This window comes from Mesorhizobium sp. USDA 4132 (genome assembly GCF_056279545.1).
This window is the reverse complement of sequence record NZ_JBWCCP010000001.1, coordinates 4,255,472-4,279,641: the sequence shown is the minus strand read 5'-3', so window position 1 is coordinate 4,279,641 and position 24,170 is coordinate 4,255,472. Positions and strand designations below refer to the sequence as shown.

At 62.0% G+C, this 24,170-nt stretch carries 13 protein-coding genes; 8 read left to right on the top strand and 5 right to left on the bottom strand.

Features of this window, described 5'->3' with window-relative positions:
• Position 1: 1 nt before the first annotated feature.
• The 3 genes from ACZ9IU_RS21325 to ACZ9IU_RS21315 all read right to left on the bottom strand — a co-directional run bounded on the left by ACZ9IU_RS21325 (position 2) and on the right by ACZ9IU_RS21315 (position 3,702).
• The gene (locus tag ACZ9IU_RS21325; protein ID WP_051900207.1) at positions 2-868 is read right to left on the bottom strand and encodes an ABC transporter permease subunit; all 867 of its coding nucleotides are present in this window, start codon (positions 866-868) and stop codon (positions 2-4) included.
• Positions 869-945: 77 nt separating this feature from the next.
• On the bottom strand, positions 946-1,950 hold the full coding sequence (locus tag ACZ9IU_RS21320; protein ID WP_038546848.1) for an ABC transporter permease subunit: 1,005 nt from the start codon (positions 1,948-1,950) through the stop codon (positions 946-948).
• A 156-nt stretch (positions 1,951-2,106) separates the two neighbouring features.
• Positions 2,107-3,702: an ABC transporter substrate-binding protein gene (locus ACZ9IU_RS21315; protein WP_038546846.1), complete on the bottom strand. Its 1,596-nt coding sequence runs from the start codon at positions 3,700-3,702 to the stop codon at positions 2,107-2,109.
• Between the two features lie 528 nt (positions 3,703-4,230).
• Here ACZ9IU_RS21315 and ACZ9IU_RS21310 point away from each other — a divergent pair.
• The 6 genes from ACZ9IU_RS21310 (at position 4,231) to ACZ9IU_RS21285 (ending at position 10,965) form a co-directional block, all read left to right on the top strand.
• Positions 4,231-5,664, top strand: a complete 1,434-nt coding sequence (locus ACZ9IU_RS21310) for a M20 family metallopeptidase (protein ID WP_038546844.1) — start codon at positions 4,231-4,233, stop codon at positions 5,662-5,664.
• Between the two features lie 133 nt (positions 5,665-5,797).
• The gene (locus tag ACZ9IU_RS21305) at positions 5,798-7,153 is read left to right on the top strand and encodes an aspartate aminotransferase family protein (protein ID WP_038546843.1); all 1,356 of its coding nucleotides are present in this window, start codon (positions 5,798-5,800) and stop codon (positions 7,151-7,153) included.
• Positions 7,154-7,229: 76 nt separating this feature from the next.
• Positions 7,230-8,690 carry a phospholipase D-like domain-containing protein gene (locus ACZ9IU_RS21300; RefSeq protein WP_038549809.1) on the top strand — a complete coding sequence of 487 codons (1,461 nt, stop codon included), beginning with the start codon at positions 7,230-7,232 and terminating at the stop codon, positions 8,688-8,690.
• Between the two features lie 63 nt (positions 8,691-8,753).
• On the top strand, positions 8,754-9,584 hold the full coding sequence (locus ACZ9IU_RS21295) for an endonuclease/exonuclease/phosphatase family protein (protein WP_038546840.1): 831 nt from the start codon (positions 8,754-8,756) through the stop codon (positions 9,582-9,584).
• An 88-nt stretch (positions 9,585-9,672) separates the two neighbouring features.
• On the top strand, positions 9,673-10,647 hold the full coding sequence (locus ACZ9IU_RS21290; protein ID WP_038546837.1) for a threonine ammonia-lyase: 975 nt from the start codon (positions 9,673-9,675) through the stop codon (positions 10,645-10,647).
• A 180-nt stretch (positions 10,648-10,827) separates the two neighbouring features.
• Positions 10,828-10,965, top strand: a complete 138-nt coding sequence (locus ACZ9IU_RS21285; RefSeq protein ID WP_157885188.1) for a hypothetical protein — start codon at positions 10,828-10,830, stop codon at positions 10,963-10,965.
• Between the two features lie 96 nt (positions 10,966-11,061).
• Here the strand turns inward: ACZ9IU_RS21285 and ACZ9IU_RS21280 are convergent, their stop codons facing one another.
• Positions 11,062-12,225 (bottom strand): M20 aminoacylase family protein, encoded by a 1,164-nt coding sequence (locus ACZ9IU_RS21280; protein ID WP_038546834.1) that lies wholly within the window; start codon positions 12,223-12,225, stop codon positions 11,062-11,064.
• A 432-nt stretch (positions 12,226-12,657) separates the two neighbouring features.
• On the opposite strand from ACZ9IU_RS21280, the gene ACZ9IU_RS21275 reads away from it, so the two are divergent.
• On the top strand, positions 12,658-21,162 hold the full coding sequence (locus ACZ9IU_RS21275) for a glycoside hydrolase family 94 protein (protein WP_051899866.1): 8,505 nt from the start codon (positions 12,658-12,660) through the stop codon (positions 21,160-21,162).
• A 104-nt stretch (positions 21,163-21,266) separates the two neighbouring features.
• Here ACZ9IU_RS21275 and ACZ9IU_RS21270 read toward each other — a convergent pair whose 3' ends face one another.
• Positions 21,267-23,036, bottom strand: coding sequence for a glucan ABC transporter ATP-binding protein/ permease (locus tag ACZ9IU_RS21270; protein ID WP_038546831.1), 1,770 nt, complete (start codon positions 23,034-23,036; stop codon positions 21,267-21,269).
• 310 nt (positions 23,037-23,346) lie between these two features.
• Here ACZ9IU_RS21270 and ACZ9IU_RS21265 point away from each other — a divergent pair, with 310 nt between their 5' ends.
• Complete coding sequence (locus ACZ9IU_RS21265) at positions 23,347-24,087, top strand: LuxR family transcriptional regulator (RefSeq protein ID WP_038546828.1); 741 nt, start codon at positions 23,347-23,349, stop codon at positions 24,085-24,087.
• Positions 24,088-24,170: the final 83 nt, after the last annotated feature.

Genomic DNA, 24,170 nt, shown 5'->3' with positions numbered 1-24,170 from the left:
ATCAGGACCTCTTCAGTTTCGGGTCGAGCGCATCGCGCAGGCCGTCGCCCATCAGGTTGATGGCGAGAACGGTGACGAGAATGGCAACGCCGGGGAAGGTGACCACCCACCAGGCGCGCAGGATGAATTCACGCGCTTCGGCAAGCATCGTGCCCCATTCCGGTGCCGGCGGCTGGGCGCCCATGCCGAGGAAGCCGAGGGCGGCCGCGTCGAGAATGGCGTTCGAGAAGGAGAGCGTCGCCTGGACGATCAGCGGCGCGGTGCAGTTCGGCAGGATGGTGCGGAACATCAGGCGCAGCGGCCCGGCGCCGGCAAGCCTTGCGGCGGTCACGTAGTCGCGGGTCTTTTCGGCCATCACGGCGGCGCGGGTGAGGCGCACGAAATGCGGCTGCAGGGTGAGCGCGATGGCGATCATGCCGTTGGTGAGGCTCGGCCCGAGGATCGCGACAAGCACGAGGGCGAGCAGCAGCGACGGGAAGGCGAGGATGATATCCATCAGACGCATGATGACGGTATCGATCCAGCCGCGGTAATAACCGGCGATCAGGCCAACGATGATGCCGCCGGTGAGCGACAGCGTCGTCACGAAGACGCCGATGAACAGCGAATACTGCGCGCCATAGATCAGGCGGGACAGGATATCGCGGCCGACAGGATCGGTGCCGAGCAGATAGGACGGGTTGCCGCCCTCGGCCCAGGCCGGGGGAAGCAGGGCGAAATCGCGATATTGCTCGAACGGCGAATGCGGGGCGATGAACGACGCGAAGATCGCCACGATGACGAGGGCGACGAAAATGATGAGGCCCAGAACGGCGCCGCGATTTTCGGAAAAGTAGAACCAGAACTCGCGGAGCATTTGGCGGCGCATCGCGGCGCTGGAAACCGGCTCGGCGATCTTGGTAACAGTGGTATCGGCCACGGGATTTTCTCCTTCTTGGTGCCGGATCAGTGTCGGATTCTGGGATTGATCAGGCCGTAGAGCAGATCAACGACGAGATTGACGAACATGATGATGGCCGCGATCAGGAGCAGGCCGCCCTGGATGACGGCGTAGTCGCGGCGGAAGACGCTGTCGACCATCCATTTGCCGATGCCCGGCCAGGAGAAGATCGTCTCGGTCAGGATGGCCCCGGCGAGCATGACGCCGATCTGCAGGCCGATCGTGGTGATGACCGGGATCATGGCGTTGCGCAGCGCATGGATGCCGACGACACGGAAGGGCGAGAGGCCCTTGGCGCGGGCGGTGCGGACGTAATCTTCCGAAAGCACTTCCAGCATGGCGGAACGCGTCTGGCGGGCGATGACGGCGAGCGGAATGGTCGCAAGCACGATCGAAGGCAGGGCAAGATGGCTGATCGCCGAGGCGAAGGCTCCCTTCTGTCCCGACAGCAGCGAGTCGATCAGCATGAAGCCGGTGACCGGCGGGAAGAAGAACATCAGCGAGATGCGACCGGAAACCGGGAACCATTGCAGGGTGCCGGAGAACAGGATGATCAGCAGCAGGCCCCACCAGAAGATCGGCATCGAATAACCGACCAGCGCAATGCCCATCAGTCCCTGGTCGAAGATCGAGCCGCGCTTGATCGCGGCGATCACGCCGGCCGGAATGCCGAGCGCGATGGCGATGACGATGGCACAGAAGGAAAGTTCGACGGTCGCCGGAAACAGCGCCCAGAACTGGTCGAGGATCGGCTTCTTGGACACGATCGACGATCCGAAATCGCCGGTCAGCACGCCGCCGAGATAATCGAAATACTGGGTGACCAGCGGCCGGTCCAAACCGAGCTGGGCACTAATCTGGGCATGCCGCTCCGGCGACATGACGCGTTCGCCGGAAAGAAGTGCAACCGGATCACCCGGCAGAAGTCGGATAAATGAAAAAGCAATGATCGAGACCCCGATGAAAGTCGGGATCAACACGGCGATACGCCGCAACAGGAAGCCAAACATTCGAAACCTTCGTGGTTTTTGGTTCGTGGCCGATTCACGGTTTTGTCAAGCCATGAAGGCGGCAATCGTGGCGTCTGCGCCAAATTTTGGCGTCTCATAAGAAAATGCCGCGGGAAACGCAACGCGTCCCGCGGCAAAATCGTCGTGAAGCAGAAATTACTGCGCGATATCGACCGCTTCGAAGGTGAAGTCGCCGAGCGGGCTCTGGGTAAAGCCGGTCACGCCCTTGCGCATCGGAACGACGGCGAGGGAGTGATCGATGGTTGCCCAGGGAGCGTCCTTCTTGAAGACCGCCTGAGCCTGTTCGTAGAGCTTGGTACGCTCGGCCAGGTCGGAAACGACCTTGGCCTTCTTCACCAGTTCGTCGAATTCCTTGTTGCACCACTGAGCGCGGTTGTTGCCGCCGACGGCGTCGCAGCCGAGCAGCGTGTCAAGGAAGTTGTCCGGATCGCCGTTGTCGCCGGTCCAGCCCATGATGGCGGCGCCGTCACGGTTCTTGTCCTTCGAACGCTGCAGGTATTCGGCCCATTCGAAGGAGACGATCTCGACCTTGACGCCGATCTTGGCGAAATCGTCCTGGATGATTTCGGCAGCGCGGCGGGCATTCAGCATGTAGGGACGCGAAACCGGCATCGCCCAGACCTTCATGGAAAGATCCTTGACGCCTGCGTCGGCGAGCATCTTCTTGGCCGCTTCGAGGTCGTACGTGTCGTCCTGGGTGGCCTTGCTGTAAGACCACATGGTCGGCGGGATCGGGTTGACGGCGGGCGTCGCCATGCCCTGGAAGACGGCATCGACGATCGCCTTCTTGTTGATCGCCTTGTTCAGCGCCTTGCGGACTTCGACCTTGTCGAACGGAGCCTTGGTCGTGTTGTAGGCGAGGTAGGCGACGTTCAGGCCTTCCTGCTCCAGAACCTGGAGGTTCGGATCAGCCTTCATGGCCTTCACGTCGGCGGCGTTCGGATAGGGCATCAGGTGGCATTCGCCGGCCTTGAGCTTCTGGTAGCGAACGGCGGCGTCGGTGGTGATGGCGAAGACGAGATCGTCGATCTTCGGAGCCTTGCCCCAGAAATCGGCGTTCTTCTTGTAGCGGATGACCGCGTCCTGCTGGTAGCCGACGAAGGTGAACGGGCCGGTGCCGACCGGCATCTGGTTCAGCTGTTCCTTCTTGCCGGCCTTCTCGAGGCTGTCGGCATATTCCTTCGACAGGATCGAAGCGAACGGCATTGCAACGTTGGCGAGGAACGGTGCTTCCGGACGGTTGAGGGTGACCTTGACCGTCAGGTCGTCGACCTTCTCGATCGACTTGATCAGCTTCGGAAAGCCCATGCCGTCGGCATATTCCCAGGTTGCGCCGGAAATGTACTTGTTCCAGGCATTCTTTTCGTCGATCTGGCGGCCGAGCGAGAAGACGACGTCGTCGGCGTTCAGATTACGGGTCGGCTTGAAGAAGTCGGTCGTCTGGAACTTGACGTTCGGACGCAGCTTGAAGGTGTAGACGGTGCCGTCAGCGGAAATTTCCCAGCTCTGGGCAAGGGCGGCTTCCGGCTGGGTCGTGCCCGGCTTGAACTCGAGCAGGCGATTGTAGATCGGATGCGCCGATGCGTCGAAGGTCGTGCCGGCGGTATAGATGCCGGGATCGAAGCCTTCCGGAGAACCTTCCGAGCAATATACGAAGGTCTTGGCGCTGGCGGCGCTTGCGAAGAATGTTGCCGACAGCAGCGCTGCGGCAAGGGTGAGTTTGTATTTCATATGGATCTCCCGATGACCTGTGGCCGGCTTATGTGCCGTGCCCGGTGGATGTCTTCAGCTGGAATGGCGCGTATATAGCGCCCAACGACTGGTATTCCCGTGTTCACCTCCTGGCCGGCGATATTTCGCTGCGGCCGGCCTCAAAATGCGTTTCTCCTGGCGGGTCTGCTCCGGCCTTCAGGCCGGGCACGCCCTTGTTCCTTGATTCCGATCAACGGCTGCCGCCGTATCGAATTTCTCGCCCGCTTTATTTTTTAGAAAATTTTCCACAAAATCGGCAAAATTCCCGTGCATTTTTATTCTTTTAGGCTCGTTTCATAGATTTGCCTGCGGGCCATGGCGCGGGAGCATACCGATTATGATCGGGTTGTCGAGATGCTAACATTCGCGTGCCATTCACATCCGCATTCCTTTCGCCCAATCCCTCAGCACAGCCCATTTTTGCTGCAATGCCGCATTGCCATCGGCCAGGAATTGGGTACGGTTCGGGCCTTCCGACCAGCATAGATCTATCGAGGCAACGGTTTCATGACGACAGGCAATTCCAATCTCCCGCTCGTTTGGGATTTCATCGACCGCAAAAAAGAGGTCTTCACGGAACTCGCGGACCGCGTTTGGGAGACCCCGGAAACCTGCTACATGGAGACGCTTTCGGCGGCGGCGCATCGCGAGATGCTGGAGACCCAAGGCTTCAAGATCACCGAGAACGTCGCCGGCATTCCGACCGCGCTGATCGGCGAGGCGGGCGAGGGCGGTCCGGTGATCGCCTTCCTCGGAGAATATGATGCGCTGGCGGGCCTCAGCCAGAAGGCTGGTCTCACCCGGCATGACCCGACGGCCCCCGGCGCGAACGGTCATGGCTGCGGCCACAATCTTCTAGGCTCCGCGTCGCTGCTGGCGGCGACCGCGCTCAAGGATTGGCTCGAAAAGACCGGCACGCCCGGCCGGGTGCGTTATTACGGCTGCCCGGCGGAAGAAGGCGGTGCCGCCAAGGCGTTCATGGTGCGTGCCGGCGCCTTCGAGGATGTCGACATCGCGATCAGCTGGCACCCCAGCAATTTCGCCGGCGTGCAGCGGGAGACCTCGCTTGCCAACTGCCGGATCGACTTCACGTTCACGGGCCGCGCCGCCCATGCGTCCGCGGTGCCGGAACTCGGCCGCAGCGCGCTCGATGCCGTCGAGCTGATGAGCGTCGGTGTCAATTATATGCGCGAGCACATGCCGTCCGAAAGCCGCATCCACTATGCGGTCCTAGATAGCGGCGGCATCTCCCCGAACGTCGTGCAGGCGCATGCCAAGGTGCGCTATGTCGTCCGCTCGGCGGATCTGCCTGGGCTTTTCACCCTGATCGAGCGGGTCAAGAAGGTTGCCGAAGGCGCGGCGCTGATGACCGAGACGAAGGTCGAAAGCACGATCCTGGCCGGCGTTTCCAACCTCGTTGTCAACACCCCGCTGATGGACGTCATGCAGGATGTCTGGGACAGCATGGGTCCGCCGCCGTTCGACGCGGCCGATATCGAATTTGCCGAACAGATCCGTGCCACGCTGACGCCGGAAGACATTGCCGCAAGCTGGAACCAGGAGCGCCTGGAGCAGCGGGACATTCCGCTTGCCGATTTCATCCTGCCGCCGCATACCGAAAACCGCCAGATGGGCGGTTCGACGGATGTCGGCGATGTCAGCTGGGTCGTGCCGACCGTGCAGGCTTATGGCGCGACGCTCGCCGTCGGCACCCAGCTTCACACCTGGCAGGTGGTGGCGCAGGGCAAGAGCCCGCTTGCCCACAAGGGCATGGTCTCGGTCGCCAAGGCGATGGCCGCGACGGGGCTCGCCGCCCTGACAAGCGATCAGCTCCGCGAGGCGGCCTGGGCCGATCTCAAGAAGCGGCGCAAGGGACAGGATTACAAAAGCCCTATCCCGGCCGGCGCCGAACCTCCGGTCGCGGCAATGACGCTGAAATGACCAAATAAACTGATCGACGCGTCAACTATTTTGAACGGTCGGCGTCTCTGAAAACGGCGATTTGGGCTGTCCAATATCGCCGTTTCCGCCTATGAAATTTATGCGCCGTTGCGTGTCTCACAGGAGGTCCGTCGTGACTATTCAGCCCAATTCCATCGAAGCTCGGGACAAAGCTTACCAGCTCCACTCCTACACCAATGCCCGCGCGCTGGAGCGTGACGGATCGCTGGTGATCGATCGCGGCGAGGGCATCTATGTCTACGACGTCAACGGCAACAAATATATCGAGGGCATGGCCGGGCTCTGGAGCGTCGGCGTCGGTTTCGGCGAAAGCCGGCTCGTCGAAGCGGCCGCCAGGCAGATGGCGAAGCTCCCCTATTACCATACCTTTACCCTGCGCAGTCACGGCCCGTCGATCGATCTTGCCGAGAAGCTGATCCAGATGGCGCCGGTGCCGATGTCGAAGGCCTATTTCACCAATTCCGGTTCCGAAGCCAATGATACGGCGATGAAGATGGTCTGGTATCGTTCGAACGCGCTCGGCAAGCCGGAAAAGAAGAAGATCATTTCGCGCATCAAGGGCTATCACGGCGTGACGATCGCCAGCGCCAGCCTCACCGGCCTGCCGAACAACCACCGCTCTTTCGACCTGCCGCTGGCCGGCATCTTCCACACGACCTGCCCGCATTACCGCGCCTTCAGCGAAGAAAACGAGACGGAGACGGCCTTCGTCGAACGCTGCGCCAAGGACCTCGAAGACTTGATCCTCAAGGAAGGCCCGGAAACGGTCGCCGCCTTTATCGGCGAGCCGGTCATGGGGGCTGGCGGCGTCATCGTTCCGCCGGCCGGTTACTGGGATGCGATCCAGAAGGTGCTCAGGAAATACGACATCCTGCTGATCGCCGACGAGGTGATCTGCGGCTTCGGGCGCACCGGAGAGATGTTCGGCACCACGACCTACGCGCTGCAGCCGGATATCATGACGCTGTCGAAGCAGATTTCGTCGTCCTACCAGCCAATCTCGGCGCTGCTGATCAACGAGAACGTCTACGGCCCGCTTGCCGACGAATCGGCGAAGATCGGCACGTTCGGCCATGGGGTGACCGCGGCCGGCCATCCGGTTGCTGCAGCGGTTGCGCTCGAAAACCTGGCGATCATCGAAGAGCGCGACCTTGTCGGCAATGTCCGGGCGCTGGCGCCGAAGTTCCAGAGCCGGCTGAAGGCGCTGGAAAGCCATCCGCTGGCGATCGAAGCCCGCGGCGTCGGCCTCATCGGCGCCCTCGAACTGAAGCCACGCGACGGTTTCGCGGCCGGCCAGCTCGGTCCAAAGCTGCTGGCGATCATGCTCGAAAAAGGCCTGATCTCGCGGGCGATCGGCGACTCGCTGGCGCTCTGCCCGCCGATGATCATCAACGAGCAACAAATCGATACGATCTTCGACACGTTCGAAGCCTCGCTCGAAGTCTTCGCGAAGCAGTTCGCTGCCTGATATCCTCCCGGAGCCGCGCTAACCTATTGGTGCGGCTCCGATTGCGCTTGGGCCATGCGCGCCTATATTGCTCGCCATGCTGGATGTCATCGAACCCTATTGGCCGCATATCCTTTTCGTTTTGTCGGTCCTGATGGGGGCCGCAGCTGCGATTCACGCGGCGATGACCAAGGAAGAGGTCCGCTCCGCGATCGGCTGGGTCGGCGTCATCGTTCTGTCTCCGATCGTCGGCGCGCTGCTTTATCTTGTCGCCGGGATAAATCGCATCCGCCGTTCGGTGATCAGCGATCGCCGGGCGCTGCTGCAGGGGGAAATCCGGGCGCATGTGGTTTCCTATGACGCGACCAACGACCTGATCATCGAGGAATTCGGGCATCGCTTCCGGGCGATGAAGACGCTTGGCGACCGGGTGACGCGCCACCGGCTGACGACCGGCAATACGATCGTCGCACTCGATACCGGCGACGAAGCCTATGGGGCGATGCTGAAGGCGATCGCCAAGGCGAAACGCAGCCTCATCCTCGAGACCTATATCTTCGACCGGGACAGGATCGGTACCCGGTTTGCGGATGCGCTGACTGCCGCGGTCAAGCGCGGCGTCGAAGTGCGTGTGCTGATCGATGCGGTCGGCGCCCGATATTCGGTGCCGAGCGTGCTCGGCACGCTCAGAGAGGGCGGGATCACGGCAGATGTCTTCAACGGCAACGTCATCATGGGGCTGCGGCTGCCTTATGCGAACCTGCGCACCCATCGGAAGATCCTGGTCATCGACGGGCGGGTGGCGTTTACCGGCGGCATGAATATCCGCGAAGGTTTTTCGAGCGAATTCAGCGGCAACAACTGTTCGTTCGACACGCATTTCAAGGTAACCGGGCCGGTCGTCGCCGACCTGTTTGCGATCGCCGCCGCCGATTGGCGATATGCGGCCGACGAGGCGTTGGAGGGCGGGGCCTGGGCTTTGCAGGCGCCGGAGACGAACCCCGGTTCGCCGGTCGTCATGCGCGCCGTTTCCTCCGGCCCCGACCGCAGCGTCGAGACCAACCACAAGATGCTGATGGGCGCGTTTTCCGTGGCGCGTTCCTCGATCCGCATCGTATCGCCTTATTTCCTGCCGGACCGCGAACTGATCACCGCGCTCGTCACCGCCGCCCGGCGCGGGGTTGAGGTCGATATCGTCGTGCCGACCGCCAACAATCTCGTCCTGGTCGACCGGGCGATGACCGCGCAGTTCGACCAGATGCTGAAGAATTACTGCCGGATTTGGCGGGCATCCGGGCCGTTCAACCATTCCAAGCTTCTGGTGATCGACGGGCGCTGGGCCTATGTCGGCTCCTCGAACCTCGATCCGCGATCGCTCCGGCTCAATTTCGAGGTCGATCTGGAGGTGCTGGACTGCCCTTTCGCGGAAGCTTTGGAACGAAGGATCGATCTGGCGATTTCTTCCGCAACCGAAGTGACGCTTGATGGATTGATGGCAAGGCCCTTCCCCGTGCGCCTCATCGAGCGCGTGCTTTGGCTGGGATCTCCCTATCTCTAGTTGCTGGATAGATGGGCCGCTTGCCCTATAAATTTCATTGATCGGCGAATAGTCAAAAGAACCATGCGGGAAAAACGTCCCAATCTTCCGAAAAGCATTCTGGCTTCCATCCGGGCTCGAAGGAACCGCGGTGCCGGAACGCATGAGGAGCGTGAACGCGGGCACGGCATGCTGATCGCCTCCTACAACGTGCACAAATGCGTCGGCATCGACGGAAAGTTCGATCCCGCGCGCACCAGCCACGTGATCCGTGAAATCGGTGCCGATGTGATCGCGCTGCAGGAGGCGGATTCCCGGTTCGGCGAGCGGCGTGGCCTGCTCGACCTTGCCTGGATGGAGCGGGAGACGGGTCTTTTCCCGGTGCCCGTCTCGGGTGTCGCCAAGGCGCATGGCTGGCATGGCAATGTGGTCTTCTTCCGCGAAGGCCTTGTGCGCGATGTCCACCAGGTCAAGCTGCCGGGGCTCGAGCCGCGGGGCGCTCTGATCACCGAACTGGAACTCAAGGACGGCAGCGCGTTTCGGATCATCGCCGCCCATCTCGGCCTGCTCAACCGTTCGCGGCAGCAGCAGGCCCGCATGATCCTCGATATCCTGCGCTCGCGTGACGAGCAGCCGACCGTGCTCATGGGCGATCTCAACGAATGGCGGCTTGGTGACCGCTCCTCCCTGAATACGCTCGCGACCGTGTTCGGTCTCCCGGCTGCGGTGCCGAGCTTTCCGTCGCGCCTGCCTGTCCTGGCGCTCGACCGCATCATGGCGAACCAGCCCGGGCTGATCGATGCCGTCGAAACCCATGACAGCCCGCTTGCGCGGCTTGCTTCCGATCACCTGCCGATCAAGGCGGTGGTGAAGCTCGGTTCCCCGCCGTTGTCTCAAGGGATGGAAGCCGGCTGAGCCGATCCTTTTCCGGCCTTTACCGAAACGGAAACCGCCGATAGGTTTGTGGCCTCACCGCCTCGCCCCTCCGAATGGAATTTCCCGCATGACCGATATCGCCATGATCGAAGCCGCCCGTGTCCGTCTCGATGGCCACGTGCGCCGCACTCCGCTGTTGTCTTCGCCCTTTCTCGACGACATCGCCGGGCGGCGCATCTTCGTGAAGCCGGAATGCCTGCAGCACACGGGTTCGTTCAAGTTTCGCGGCGCCTGGTCGGCGATTTCGGCACTGTCACCCGACGTCCGGGCCAAGGGCGTGATCGCTTTCTCTTCGGGCAACCATGCTCAAGGCGTGGCGCTGGCGGCGAGGATGCATGGCATCCCGAGCGTGATCATCATGCCGTCCGATGCGCCGCGCATCAAAATCGAGAATACCCGCGCTTATGGCGCGGATGTCGTGCTCTATGACCGCCTCAACGAGGATCGCGATGTGATCGGCGCGCGGCTGTCGCAGGAGCGCGGCCTGACGCTGATCAGGCCGTTCGACGAGCCGCTGGTGATCGCCGGCCAGGGCACGACCGGGCTCGAAATCGCCGAACAGGCCAAGGAGGAAAGAATAGAGAAGGCCGATGTGCTGGTGCCGACCGGCGGCGGTGGCTTCATTTCTGGCGTTGCGCTGGCCTTGAACGCCAAGGCCCCTGGGTTTCTCGTGCATCCTTGCGAGCCGCAAGGCTTTGACGACGTGACGCGCTCGCTGGCTTCCGGAAAGATCGAGCGCAACGCGACCCAGGGCGGTTCGCTTTGCGATGCGATCGTCACGCCGCAGCCCGGCAACATCACCTTTCCGATCATGTCGAAGCTCTGCGGCGCAGGTCTCGTGGTGACCGACGACGAAGCGTTGCATGCGGTGGCGCTTGCCTTCAGCCGGCTGAAGATCGTTGTCGAACCCGGCGGGGCGGTGGCATTGGCGGCCGCTCTTTTCCATGGCGAGACGCTGGGCGATACGGTGATTGCCGTCTGCTCGGGCGGCAATATCGACCCGGATATCTTCCGTCTGGCGCTGGATCGTTTTGGCGCCTGAAGGGCTCGCGAGGGGCCTGGGTATAATAAACCGTTAAACACCCGGAAGGGCCGTTAAGAAAAAAGGATTTTCTACGGAACTGGTGGCAGGTTGGAACATTATCTCTATCGGCTTGGTAGAGATAAGCTAGGATAGGTTAAACGTCCGAAAAGGGCGAAAGCAGAACCCGGGAGACATCCAATGCGTCATATAGAGCATCAGACACGGTCTTTCCCAGTCCGCAGCGCCGCGGGCAAATGGCAGTGGGCGGCGCATACCGCCCTGGTCACGGCAGCCTTCATCTTCGTCGGCGCCGTTACACTCGGCCTTTTCCCCTGAGGCCTTCGGGCTTCGCCTTTTGAAATTCGGGCTTGGTCCCCCCAAGACCGAAACACCTCCCGCGCTTTGCCGCCGGGAGGTGTTTTCGTTTCGGGCTTATCTCGTCGGAAGATAGGCTTCGGCAAGCTCTACCCAGAAGCTGGTTCCGATCGGCAGCGCGTCGTCGTTGAAGTCGAAACGGGGGTGGTGCAGCGGCGGGTCGCCGTCGGTGCGCCTGGTGCCGAGCAGGAAATAGGTGCCCGGCCGCTCCGCCAGCATATAGGCAAAGTCCTCGGCGCCCATCGACGGGCGGGGCAGGTCGACGACCTTGTCCTCGCCGACGACACGACGGGCGAGGTCGCGGACGAAATCCGTTTCCGCCTTGTGGTTGATGGTCGCCTCGTAACCCCGCTTGTAATCGAGCGTGACGCTCATGCCGTAACTGGCGGCCTGGCCTTCGGCGACCATCCGGATGCGCCTTTCCAGCTCGTTACGGACGTCCGGATCGAAGGAGCGGATGGTGAGCAGCATTTCCGCCCGCTCCGGAATGACGTTGCTCGCCATGCCGGCATGGAAGGCGCCGACGGTGATCACCATCTGGTCGAGCGGGTGGATGTTGCGCGAGGCGATCGTCTGCAGCGCCATGATGATGCTCGCGCCGCAGACGATCGGATCCGACGTATCCTGCGGCTCGGCGCCATGGCCGCCGCGGCCATTGACCGTGATGCGGCATTCGTCGACCGCCGCCATCATCGGGCCTTCCTTGACGCCGATCTGACCGAAGGGCAGGCTGGGGTCGTTGTGCAGCCCGAACACGGCATCGCACGGGAAACGCTCGAAGAGACCGTCCTCGATCATCAACCGGGCACCCCCGAAATTTTCCTCCGCCGGCTGGAAGATCAGGTGGATCGTGCCATCGAAATTCTTCCTCTCGGCAAGGATCCTGGCCGCACCCAGCAACATCGCGGTGTGGCCGTCATGGCCGCAGGCATGCATCAGGCCTTTGTTCCTGCTGGCATATTCCGCACCGGTTTCTTCCTCGATCGGCAGCGCATCCATATCGGCTCGGATGCCGATCGACCGGCCGCTGGTGCCGTTCTTCAAGGTGGCGACAACGCCTGTCTTGCCGAGGCCGCGGGTGACTTCATATCCGAGACCGATGAGCTGAGCGGCGACGAAATCGGATGTGTTGAACTCCGACAGGCCGAGTTCCGGATGTTGATGAAGGTAACGGCGAGTGGCCACCACTTCGGCCATATAGTTGGAAAACTGGATCGTCATCGCTCAATACACCGAAGGTTCGATTGGACCGGTCGCGGGCACGACGAGATCGCCCTTGCGTCCACGATGAATATCAGCCGGGCCTCCGGAAGGTAAACCCTTCCCGATTAAATTTAGCCGTCCCCGCTACCGCAAGGTGCTCGGACAGGCCTGCCGCGCCGCCTCGAAATTCATCGCATTATCAATGGGCTGCTTCCGTTCAGGTTCCATTCAGGCGAGCCTCGATAGAGCCGGAACATGTGTCAATCCGCAGGAAGTGAGCAATAGATTTCAGTCAGTCGTTTGCAATATCCGGACTGCTCTCTATTTCCCATCCTCGCGGGTTTGCATCCGGCTGGTCACCATAATCCAAATGATGACTGGCGCTTCCGATGCAGGCCGAGTAAGGCGAGGCCGACAAACCCTTAAAGTTTTCAGCAGAAGCCCGTATCCATGTCATTTCACACTCCGCCGTCAGCTTCCTCGCGCGAAACCGAAGCCAAGCAGATCGATCATAACGACTCGATCCGCTCGACCTATTTCAACATCGATGCATTGCGGGAATGCGGCGAGAAACTCGGCAAGGAGGGCACCTCCAGCCTGCCGGGCTTGATGGCGTTCGAGTTCTTCAAGCGGCATGAGGAGAACGAGAAGGAAATCCTTCGGGTCTATCGGGCGACGGCTACCGATGTCGATGCCGGCGCGTCGATTACGCCCGCCGCCGAATGGCTGCTCGACAACTATTACATCGTCGAAGAGGCGATCCAGGAAGTCCGCCGCGACTTCCCGAAGAAATTCTTCCGCCAGTTGCCGACGATGACGGTCGGCGGCCAGGAATTGCCGCGCGTCCTGGCGCTCGCCTGGCTCTATGTCGCCCATACCCACAGCAGCATTTCCCGCGAAGCGCTGGCCTCCATGGTCCAGGGTTTCCAGGTCAAGGAACCGCTCGAGATCGGCGAACTCTGGGCGCTGCCCTCGTTCATCCGTTTCGTGCTGATCGAGAACCTGCGCCGCATCGCCACCCGTGTCGACCGCTCGCGCAACATGCGCCGTCGCGCCAACGAGACGGCCGACGAGATCATCCGCCTCAATAACGAGGAGGCGAGCGCCGATGTCCTGAAGGGCATCGAGAACCTGACGAACGACAACACGTTTACGGCGCAGTTCCTCTATCGCCTTCGCAATGCCTCACAGACCTCGGGTTTTGCCGTCGCCTGGCTGGAGCAGCGTCTCGAACAGGCGGGCACCGGCGTCGAAGAGGTGATGCTCGCCGAACAGAACCGTCTGTCGTCCGGCAACGTGACGATGGGCAACATCATCAAGAGCCTGCGCGAGATAGACGACACGGAGTGGAGCGTCTGGTTCGAAGACGTTTCGCAGATCGACAAGATCTTCCGGGAGCGCACTGATTACCAGGCGCTCGATTTCGGTTCGCGTAACGCCTATCGCAACCGTATCGAACAGATCGCCCGCCGCTCCCGCAAGAGCGAGGCCGAGGTGGCGGAAGCCGCCATCCAGCTCGCCGAAAAAGCGGCGGCGGAAGAAAATGCCGATCCGCGCGAGACCAATGTCGGCGCTTTCGTCGTCGGCCGCCGCCGCCGGGAACTGGAAGCGGCAGTCGGCTACGATCTGCTGTTCGTCCAGAAATTTGTCCGCCTCGTCCGCCGCCTCAACTGGTTTGCGATCGCCGGCCCGGTCATCCTGATCACGGTTCTTGCCATGGCGATTGCCGGCTGGTTCCTGGTGCAGGCGGATATTCCGCTGCCGGTCGTCTTCTGCTTCCTGCTGATGTTTGCACTGCCGGCTTCCGAAGGCGCGACCGGCCTGTTCAATACGCTGGTGACCTATGTGGTGAGGCCAGCCCGGCTGGTCGGCTACGAGTTCAAGGAGGGCATTCCGGAAGCGGCAAGAACGCTGGTTGCCGTACCCTGCCTGATCACCGATCGCGATACCGTGGACGAACTCGTCCGCAACCTCGAGGTCCATTATCTCGCCAATCACCACGGTGAAATCTACTTCTCTCTGCTCAGCGACTGGCGCGACAGCAAGTTCGAAGAGACCGATACCGACCTCGAAATCCTCGACTATGCGAAGCGCGAGATCGCAGCGCTCAACGCCAAGTATGGGGAGGATGACAAGGCGCGCTTCTATCTGCTGCATCGCCGCCGCCTGTTCAATCCCGCCGAAGGCGCATGGATGGGCTGGGAGCGCAAGCGCGGCAAGCTGCATGAGCTCAACATGCTGCTGCGCGGTGATCGCGACACCAGCTACCTTCCGGGTGCCAACATCGTTCCGCCGGGCGTCCAATACGTCATGACGCTCGATGCCGATACGCGCCTGATGCGCGATGCGGTGACCAAGCTCGTCGGCAAGATGCACCATCCGATCAACCAGCCGGTGCTCGATCCGAAAACCAATCGCGTCATCCATGGTTATGGTCTGATGCAGCCGCGCGTGACGCCGTCGCTGACGACCGGCAAGGAAGCCTCGGTCTTCCAGCGCGTCTTCTCCGTCGGCCGCGGCCTCGACCCTTACGTCTTCACCGTCTCCGACGTCTACCAGGACCTGACCGGCGAAGGCAGCTTCACCGGCAAGGGCCTTTATCACGTCGATGCCTTCGAGGCCTCGCTCAAGGGCCGGATCGACGAAAATTCGGTCCTCTCGCATGACCTTCTCGAAGGTTCGTTCGCACGCTGCGCTCTCGTGACCGACGTGGAACTGGTCGAAGACTTTCCGGTCCGCTACGAGGTCGAGGTTTCGCGTCAGCATCGCTGGGCTCGTGGCGACTGGCAGCTCCTGCCCTACATCCTTGATCCGAAGCGGGGCGTGACTGCGCTTGGCCGCTGGAAGATGATCGACAACCTGCGCCGGTCGCTGACCCCGATCGCCTGGTTCTTCGCTTCCGTGCTCGGCTGGTACTTCATGGATCCGCTCGGCGCGCTGATCTGGCAGATCCTGCTGATCTTCTCGCTGTTCGTCGCTCCGACCCTCAGCCTCGTCACCGGCCTGCTGCCGAGCTCCACCGATATCGTTCCCGGCGCGCATTTCTATTCCGTCTGGTCGGACATGCGTTCCGCCAATGCGCAGGTCGCCCTCCGCGTCGTCTTCATCGCGGATTCCGCCTGCATCATGACCGATGCGATCGCCCGGTCTCTCTACCGCCTGTTCTTCAGCCGCAAGCTGATGCTGGAATGGCGCACCGCCGCCTCGATCCAGTCGAGCGCGCAAGGAAGCCCGCAGGATTATTACAAGACGATGTGGCATGCGCCGGCAATCGCCGTGCTCAGCATCATCCTGTCGGCCATGCCGGGCGACAATGCATTCCTGGTCGGCATCCCGTTCGCCGTGCTGTGGATCTTCTCGCCGCTCGTTGCCTGGTATGTCAGCCAGTCGGCCGAGACCGAAGACCGGCTGTTCGTGCCTGAACCCGTGTCCGTCGAACTGCGCAAGATCGCCCGCCGCACCTGGCGGTATTTCGAGACCTTCGTGACCGCGGAGCAGAACTACCTGCCGCCGGACAATTTCCAGGAGAAGCCGAACCCGGTCATCGCCAAGCGCACGTCGCCTACCAATATCGGCGTCTACCTGCTGTCGACGATCTCGGCGCGGCATTTCGGCTGGATCAGCTTCACCGACACGATCGAGCGCATCGAGCAGACGATCTCGGCGGTTGAAAGAGCCGACAAGTTCCGCGGCCACATGTACAACTGGTATCATACCGACACCCTGCAGCCGCTGATGCCGCGCTACGTCTCGTCGGTCGACAGCGGCAACTTCGCCGGCCATCTGATCGCCATCTCGTCGGCGTTGCGCATCTGGGCCGAGGCTCCTTCCGCCCACCTTCAGGGCAATCTTGACGGCATCGGCGACGTCTGCGGCATTCTGGCGGAAACGCTGAAGGCTCTGCCGGACGACCGCAAGACCGTGCGCCCGCTGCGTCGCCGTCTGGAGGAGCGTATCGCCGGCTTCGGCAATGCGCTTGCCGCGGTCAAGCGCGAGCATGAATTCGCGTCGATCCGGATCATCAACCTCGCTGTGCTTGCCCGAGACATCCAGAAGCTCGCGGTCAACCTCGATCAGGAAGTCCGTTCGACCCAGAGCGACGAAGTTACCCGCTGGTCGGCATCTCTCGTCGCCGCCTGCGAGGCGCATATCGCCGATAGCGTCTTCGACAATGCCAATATCGAATCGCTGCGGGAGCGGCTCGGCGTGTTGCGCGACCGAACCCGCCGCCTCGCTTTCGCGATGGATTTCAGCTTCCTGTTCCGCAAGGAGCGTCGTCTTCTGTCGATCGGCTATCGTGTCGAAACCAACGAGATCGACGAAGCCTGCTATGACCTCCTCGCATCCGAAGCGCGTCTGACCAGCCTGTTCGGGATCGCCAAGGGCGACCTGCCGACCGAGCACTGGTACAAGCTCGGCCGCCAGGTGGTGCCGATCGGTGCGCGCGGCGCGCTGGTCTCCTGGTCCGGCTCGATGTTCGAATACCTCATGCCGCCGCTCGTCATGCAGGAGCGCCAGGGGGGCATCCTCAACCAGACCAACAATCTGATCGTCAAGGAACAGATGAATCATGGCCGCCGCCTCGGCACGCCATGGGGTATCTCGGAAGCGGCATTCAACGCTCTCGACCATCAGATGTATTATCAATATTCGAACTTCGGGGTGCCGACGCTCGGCCTCAAGCGCGGCCTCGGACAAAACGCCGTCATCGCTCCCTACGCATCGATCCTGGCCAGCCAGTACGATCCGATCGCTGCCTCGGAAAACCTCACCGAACTGCGCTCGCTCGGAGCGCTCGGGGTGTTCGGTTTCTACGATGCGGTGGATTTCACGCCGACCCGCGTACCGGAAGGCAAGCGCTGCGCGGTGGTGTTCAACTATTATGCCCACCACCATGGCATGTCGATCGCCGCGATCGCCAACGTGGTGATGAACGGCCTGCTGCGCGAACTCTTCCATTCCGACCCGACCATCGAGGCCGCCGAACTGCTGCTGCAGGAAAAGGCGCCCCGCGACATTCCGGTGATGAGCGCTAAGCACGAAGAAACCCCCGGCAAGGGCCAGGGCGAACTGTTGCGTTCGGAAATCCGCACCATCACCAACCCGGCCACCAAGGACCGGGAGCTGGCGCTGCTCTCCAACGGTCACTACTCGGTCATGCTCACCGCGACCGGCTCGGGATATTCCCGCTGGAACGGACTGTCCGTCGCCCGCTGGAAGCCCGACCCGACCGAAGATCGCTGGGGCCAGTTCCTGTTCCTGCGCGACACCACGAACGGCGAATGGTGGTCCGCCACTGCCGAGCCGCGTCGTATCGAAGGTGAAAAGACAAGGGCGATCTTCTCCGACGAACGGGCCGAATTCCACAAGACGATCGGCGACCTCACGAGCACGGTCGAATGCATCGTAGCGAGCGAACATGATGCCGAAGGCCGGCGTCTGACGCTGCTCAACATGGGTACCGAGGATCGCTTCATCGAAGTGACCTCCTATATGGAACCCGTGCTGACCACCGAGGACGACGACAACGCCCACCCGGTCTTCCAGCGGATGTTCGTCCACACGGAAATCGGCCGCCGCGGCGACGTCATCCGCGCGTGGCGCAACAAGCGCGCGCCGAACGAACCGGACATGATCATCGCCCATCTGGCGGCCGACAATGCCGGTTCGGCCCGGCCGACCGAATTCGAGACCGACCGCCGCAAGTTCCTCGGCCGCGGCCGCACGCTTTCGGAAGCTGCAGCCTTCGATCCCGGCGCGACGCTGTCGGGCACCGACGGCTTCACCCTCGATCCCATCCTGTCGCTGCGCCGCGTCGTGCGCGTGCCGGCCGGCAAGAAGGTGAGCGTCATCTTCTGGACGATCGCGGCACCCAGACGCGAAGAACTCGACCAGGCGATCGAACGTTATCGTCATCCGGATGCCTTCCAGACCGAGCTCACGCAGGCCTGGACGCGCACGCAGGTACAGATGCGCCATCTCGGCGTCTCCTCACAAGATGCGGCGGCGTTCCAGCACCTGGCGCGCTACCTCATCTATCCGGACATGCAGCTTCGCGCCGACCAGGCGACCATACACGCGGGGATGCAGCCGCAATCGTCGCTCTGGCCGTCGTCGGTTTCCGGCGACTTCCCGATCTTCACGCTGCGCATCAACGACGACAACGACATGCCGGTCGCCAAGGAGGCGATGAGCGCCCAGGAATATCTGCGCTCGCGCGGCGTCGTCACCGACCTCGTGATCTTCAACGAGCGGGCGGCTTCCTATGCGCAGGAAATGCAGCAGGCGCTGGAACATCTCTCAGAGAGTTCCCGCCGCCTCAGCCAGCAGGAGGGCCAGCGCCAGCACGTCTTCTCGCTGCGCCGCGACATCATGGACGACGAGGGTTCGGAAGGCCTGATCGCCGCATCCCGCGTGGTTCTGCACGCCCGCAACGGCAAGATCAGCGACCAGCTCAACCGCACGGCGACGATCTTCGCGCCGCCGAAGGATCAGCAGATCGAGATCGACCGTCGTCCGCTGCTGAACGGCGAGATCTTCCAGCCTCCGGCTCCGATCGAGGCACCGGCGGATCTCGACTTCTGGAACGGTTTCGGCGGTTTCACCAAGGACGGCAGCGAATATGTGGTGCGCCTGCACGGTGGCCAGTCGACGCCGCAGCCGTGGATCAACATCATCTCCAACGACAAGTTCGGCTTCCACATTTCGGCGGAAGGTTCAGGCTTCACCTGGGCCAAGAACTCCCGCGACTACCAGCTGACGGCCTGGACCAACGACATGGTCATCAACCGTCCCGGCGAGGCATTCTACGTCGCCGACCGGGATAGCGGGGCGGTCATGACGCCGTTCGCGGTCCTGTCGCGCAAGCCGGAAGTCAAGTTCGAAACCCGCCACGGCCTTGGCTACTCCGTCTTCTCGAGCGAAGAGGAAGGCCTGAAGATCAGGCTGACCCAGACGGTCGACAGGACACGGGCCGCAAAGCTCTCGTCCATCCTCGTCCATAACGGCGGCTCGGAAACACGCAGGCTGCGCGTCTACGGTTATGTGGAATGGCTGCTCGGCGCCAATCCGGCCCGGTCCATCCCGTTCATCCTCTCCAGCCGGGACGAGGAGACGGGAACACTTTTCGCCACCAACTCCTACAGCATCGACTACCGCCGTTTTGCCTTCATCGGCATGAAGGAGACGCCAGTCGGCTTCACGGCGAGCCGCCGCGAATTCATCGGCCGCTTTGGTTCGGTCCAGATGCCAGCGGCGGTGATGTCCGCTTCGGCGCTCAACAACGCTCTCGATCTCGACGGCGACCCCTGCGCGGCACTCGCCTATGACATCGAGCTTGCCCCGGGCGAAGAGAAGACGGTCACCTTCTATCTCGGCGATGCCGATACCAAGGAAGAGGCTCAGGCGCTGGTCGCCCAGCTGCGCGGCGAGGAGTTCGCTCCGATTCTTGCGGCGAACCGTGACTTCTGGACCGGCTTCACCGGCCGCCTGAAGATCTCGACGCCGGACAAGTCGCTCGACAACATGGTCAACCACTGGCTGCCCTACCAGGCGCTCGGCTGCCGTATCATGGCCCGCACCGCCTTCTACCAGGCGTCCGGTGCCTTCGGTTTCCGTGATCAGCTGCAGGACACCCTGGCTTTCCTGGTGCACGAGCCGTCGCTCGCCCGTCGCCAGATCGTCAATGCGGCCTCGCGGCAATTCAAGGAAGGCGACGTGCTGCATTGGTGGCTGCCCGGCTCCGGTGCCGGTGTCCGGACGATGATCTCCGACGACGTTGTCTGGCTCGCCTACGGTATCCATCAATATGTCTCGGTGACCGGCGATGCATCGCTGCTCGACGAGGAACTGGCGTTCATCGACGGTCCGGTGCTCGAAAAGAACAAGCACGACTCCTTCTTCCAGCCGACGGTATCGACCGATACCGCAACTGTCTACGAGCATGCGGCAAGGGCGCTGGACCTGGCGATCACGCGCACCGGCGACAAGGGCCTGCCGCTCATCCTCGGCGGCGACTGGAACGACGGCATGAACCGCGTCGGCATCGGCGGCCGCGGCATGAGCGTCTGGCTCGGCTGGTTCCTGGCCGCGGCACTGCGCAACTTCCTGCCCTATGCGGAGGCCCGTAAGGACAAGAAGCGCATCCAGCGCTGGACCGACCATATCGAAACGCTGAAGCAGGCGCTCGAAAAGGCCGGCTGGGACGGCACCTACTACCGGCGCGGTTATTTCGACGATGGCTCCGCGCTCGGCTCGAGCACCAGCGACGAATGCCGCATCGACTCGCTTGCCCAGTCCTGGAGCGTGCTCTCGGGCGAAGGCGATCCGGAACGTGCCGCCCAGGCGATGGATGCGGTGCTTGAAAAACTGGTCGACAGCCAAGCCGGCATCATCCGCCTCTTCACGCCGCCGTTCCAGGATACCCGCAAGGACCCGGGCTATATCAAGGCCTATCCGCCGGGTGTTCGTGAAAACGGCGGCCAGTATACCCATGCGGCGATCTGGGTCGTGCTGGCCCTGGCAGCGCTGAAGCGGGGCGACGACGCCTGGAAGTGCTTCCAGATGCTGAACCCGATCAACCACGCGCTCGACCAGGACGCGGCCGAGACCTATCGGGTCGAACCCTATGTGGTCGCGGCCGATGTCTATGGTCACGGTTCCCATACCGGCCGCGGCGGCTGGACTTGGTATACGGGTTCTGCGGGCTGGCTCTATCGTGCGGCCACCGAGGGCATCCTCGGCATCCGCCGCCAGGGCGACCGGCTGTTCGTCAACCCGGCACTGCCGACCGACTGGAATGGCTTCACCGCCGAACTGACCATCGACGACACGGTGCACAAGATCACCGTCGAGGGCGACAAGGTCACGATCGACGGTCAGGCGGTCAATGAGACGGAAGGTTTCCTCCTCGATGGAACCGCTGCGAAGCGATTGCCGGAACCGGCCGATAGCTGAGACCTCCGATCATCGGAAACCGACAAAAGAAAACCCGCCGCCATACGAATGGCGGCGGGTTTTTTCGTTGAGCTTCGGGATCGACCGACTTCGGGATCGACCGGTCAGGCGGGCTGGGCCTCCGATGTCGTGTGATCCTTCGCTTCGTCGTCGGTCAGGATGCCGCTTGCCTTCAGCAGCGAGGCAAAACGTCCTCCGCTCTCGCTGAGTTCGTCATAGCTGCCCATCTCGGCGACGCGGCCGTTCTCGAGGAAGATCACCTTGTTCGCATCGCGAACGGTCGAAAGCCGGTGGGCGATGATGAAGGTGGTGCGGTTCTCGCGAAGGCGGTCGATGGCCGTCTTGACGCGAGCCTCGGTCTCGACGTCCAGCGCACTGGTCGCCTCGTCGAGGACAAGGATCGGCGCATTCTTGAGGATGGCGCGGGCAATGGCGATGCGCTGGCGCTCGCCGCCGGACAAGCGGTTGCCGCGCTCGCCGACAGGCGTCTCATAGCCGTTCAGCCGGGTTTCGATGAACTCGGCGGCTGCGGCGGCTTCCGCCGCCTTGGCGATTTCCTCTTCGCTCGCCCCTTCGCGGCCGAGGCGGATGTTTTCGCTGATCGACCGGTTCAGGAGACCGGCGTCCTGGAAGACGGTGGCGATGGAATGGCGCAGCGATTTCCGCGTCACCTTGCCGATGTCGACGCCATCGATGAGGATCTTGCCTTCCTGGGGATCGTAGACACGCTGCAGGAGGTTGATGAGCGTCGTCTTTCCGGCACCGGTCGGGCCCACGATGGCAACCGTCTCCCCGGCTTTTGCGGTGAAGGAAACGTTGTGGACGCCCTGGCTCGTACTGGCGAAACCGAAGGAGACGTCGCGGAATTCCACTTCGCCGCGAACCTCGCCGAGGTCGGCGGCATCGGCCGGCTCGGCACGCTCTTCGACGGAATCTTCAAGGGTGAAGAAGTCTTCGAGCTTGGCGCGCGCTTCGAAAATCTGGGTCGCGAACTGGCGCAGCAGATCGAGACGGCCGATCAGCAGGTTGGCGAAGCCGATGAAGGCCACGACATCGCCGACCCGGATTTCGCCCCGCTGGACCAGAAGCGTACCGATGACGAGGATGACGCCCATGGACACCGTCGAGGCAGTACGGTTGAGCGCGCCCGCCAAGGCCCACCAGTCGAGCACCGGATATTGGGCTGCGAGCAGATCTTTAGTATAGTCCTTGAGCGCCAGGGTCTCGGCTTCGATGCGGTTATAGCTGTGCAGCACCGACACGTTGCTGATCGCGTCGCTCACATGCGAGAAGACAGTGTGGTAATGGTTCTCGACCGAGGCCTGGCCCTCCTTGGTGCGGTTCATCACCGTAACGCCGATGATCCAGTAGAGGATGCTCAGCACCAAAAGGACGAGGCTGAGTCGCCAATCCATGGAGATTGCGGTCGGGATCAGCAGAACAAGCGCCACTGCGGTGGCGAGGTGGGTGCGCATGAATTCGAGCCACAGGCCGAACAGGCTCTCTGCGGCACGCAGCAGGGTATGCAGCGCATTGGAGGTGCCGCGGGTGTGGTGCCAGGCAAGCGGCATGGAGATGATGCGTCCGAAAGCCTCGGTCAGCAGCGACGCGCGTCGGCCATGGGCGAGCCTGTCGGCCTCGCGGGAGACAAGCACGTAGGCGACGGTATTGAAGACGCCGAAACCGGCCCATAAAATCAAGACCGGAGTAACAGTACCGCCGGATGAAATGGCGTCGATGATGCGGCCGAACAGGATCGGTTCGGCAATGGTGATGACGGCCAGCACGATATTGGCGACGACGACGGCACCGACGCGCCATTTGTTCTTGGCCAGATATCTGAGGGCTCGTGCGTAAACCTGGAACAGCGTCAACTGGCGCAACCTTTTTCATGTGGAGCCGCCATGGCAGCGGCATCGGTAATCTAATGATCGTAAACGGCAATTCCGCGACGGATGCCGGAGATAATACCCTTCTGCCAGAAATGTTTCATGGAGAGCAAGACTTCCCGTATTCGGTGTCTCGAACCAGTTCACAGCTTCTCACAGAAAGCCGTCAAGGGCTAGATTTCGCGGTATACCTTCAACGAATGATAACTATGCTAATCGATTGTGAATAAGGGAAGTCACTGAAATTTAATACAAAGAAAAGAAGCGCCCGGAAAGAGCGCGGCGGGAGCAAGTCGTGAACATTCAGCTGGTCGTGCAACTCTTGGTACTCGTCGGGGAAGTCAAGACCGAGGCGGAGCTGACGGCTCAGCTCGAATCCCTGCTGAAAGCCTATGGTTTTGAATATTACGGACTGGTTATCCGGCCACGCTCTCACCAGGGGCCGGCAGGCTTGTCCCTCGCCGAACGCTGGCCGGAAGGCTGGCAGGAAATCTACGAGAGCCGCAAATACGTGCTGGTCGATCCGACCATCCGGATGCTCAGCATCGCGCAAAGACACTTCCGCTGGCGGGACGCTGTCCTCAGGCTCCGCAACGATCCGCATCGGCAGCGCATGCAGCGGATGATGCAGGAGGGGATGCGTTACGGTCTTCAGGACGGCTATATGTTTCCGATCCATGGCCGCAACGGGTTGCTCGGCAACATGACCATCGGCGGACGGCCCGTGGATCTTTCGCCTGCTGAAACGGCGCTGTTCGATGCCGCCGCCAAGAGGACGTTCTGGCGCTTTCTGGAGCTGCGCGGCCAGGCAGAAGAACTGGAAGCTGTCGCAAAAGTCGACACCCAGCTTACCCGCCGCGAGATGGAAGTCATCGTGCTGCTGGCCGAGGGCCTGACCTCCAACGAGATTGCAAAGTCGCTCGATATCTCCAGCCACACGGTCGACTGGTACATCAACGGGCTTCAGGAGAAGCTGCGCGCCAAGAACCGCCAGCATGTCGTCGCTTCGACGTTCCGCCTCGGTCTCGTCACCTAGAAATCAGCCCCCCATTCGTCCGACATAAATTTGTCATCCGGCCTTCCGATAAATTGCGCTTGCTTGATTAAGACGATACTGAT

What these genes read in the sequence shown, in the direction of transcription:
- ACZ9IU_RS21300 (WP_038549809.1), top strand. Translation starts at nt 7,230, where the DNA reads ATGCTGGATGTCATCGAACCCTATTGGCCGCATATCCTTTTCGTTTTG.
- ACZ9IU_RS21310 (WP_038546844.1), top strand. Translation starts at nt 4,231, where the DNA reads ATGACGACAGGCAATTCCAATCTCCCGCTCGTTTGGGATTTCATCGAC.
- ACZ9IU_RS21315 (WP_038546846.1), bottom strand. Translation starts at nt 3,702, where the DNA reads ATGAAATACAAACTCACCCTTGCCGCAGCGCTGCTGTCGGCAACATTC.
- ACZ9IU_RS21295 (WP_038546840.1), top strand. Translation starts at nt 8,754, where the DNA reads ATGCGGGAAAAACGTCCCAATCTTCCGAAAAGCATTCTGGCTTCCATC.
- ACZ9IU_RS21325 (WP_051900207.1), bottom strand. Translation starts at nt 868, where the DNA reads ATGCGCCGCCAAATGCTCCGCGAGTTCTGGTTCTACTTTTCCGAAAAT.
- ACZ9IU_RS21320 (WP_038546848.1), bottom strand. Translation starts at nt 1,950, where the DNA reads ATGTTTGGCTTCCTGTTGCGGCGTATCGCCGTGTTGATCCCGACTTTC.
- ACZ9IU_RS21280 (WP_038546834.1), bottom strand. Translation starts at nt 12,225, where the DNA reads ATGACGATCCAGTTTTCCAACTATATGGCCGAAGTGGTGGCCACTCGC.
- ACZ9IU_RS21285 (WP_157885188.1), top strand. Translation starts at nt 10,828, where the DNA reads ATGCGTCATATAGAGCATCAGACACGGTCTTTCCCAGTCCGCAGCGCC.
- ACZ9IU_RS21290 (WP_038546837.1), top strand. Translation starts at nt 9,673, where the DNA reads ATGACCGATATCGCCATGATCGAAGCCGCCCGTGTCCGTCTCGATGGC.
- ACZ9IU_RS21275 (WP_051899866.1), top strand. Translation starts at nt 12,658, where the DNA reads ATGTCATTTCACACTCCGCCGTCAGCTTCCTCGCGCGAAACCGAAGCC.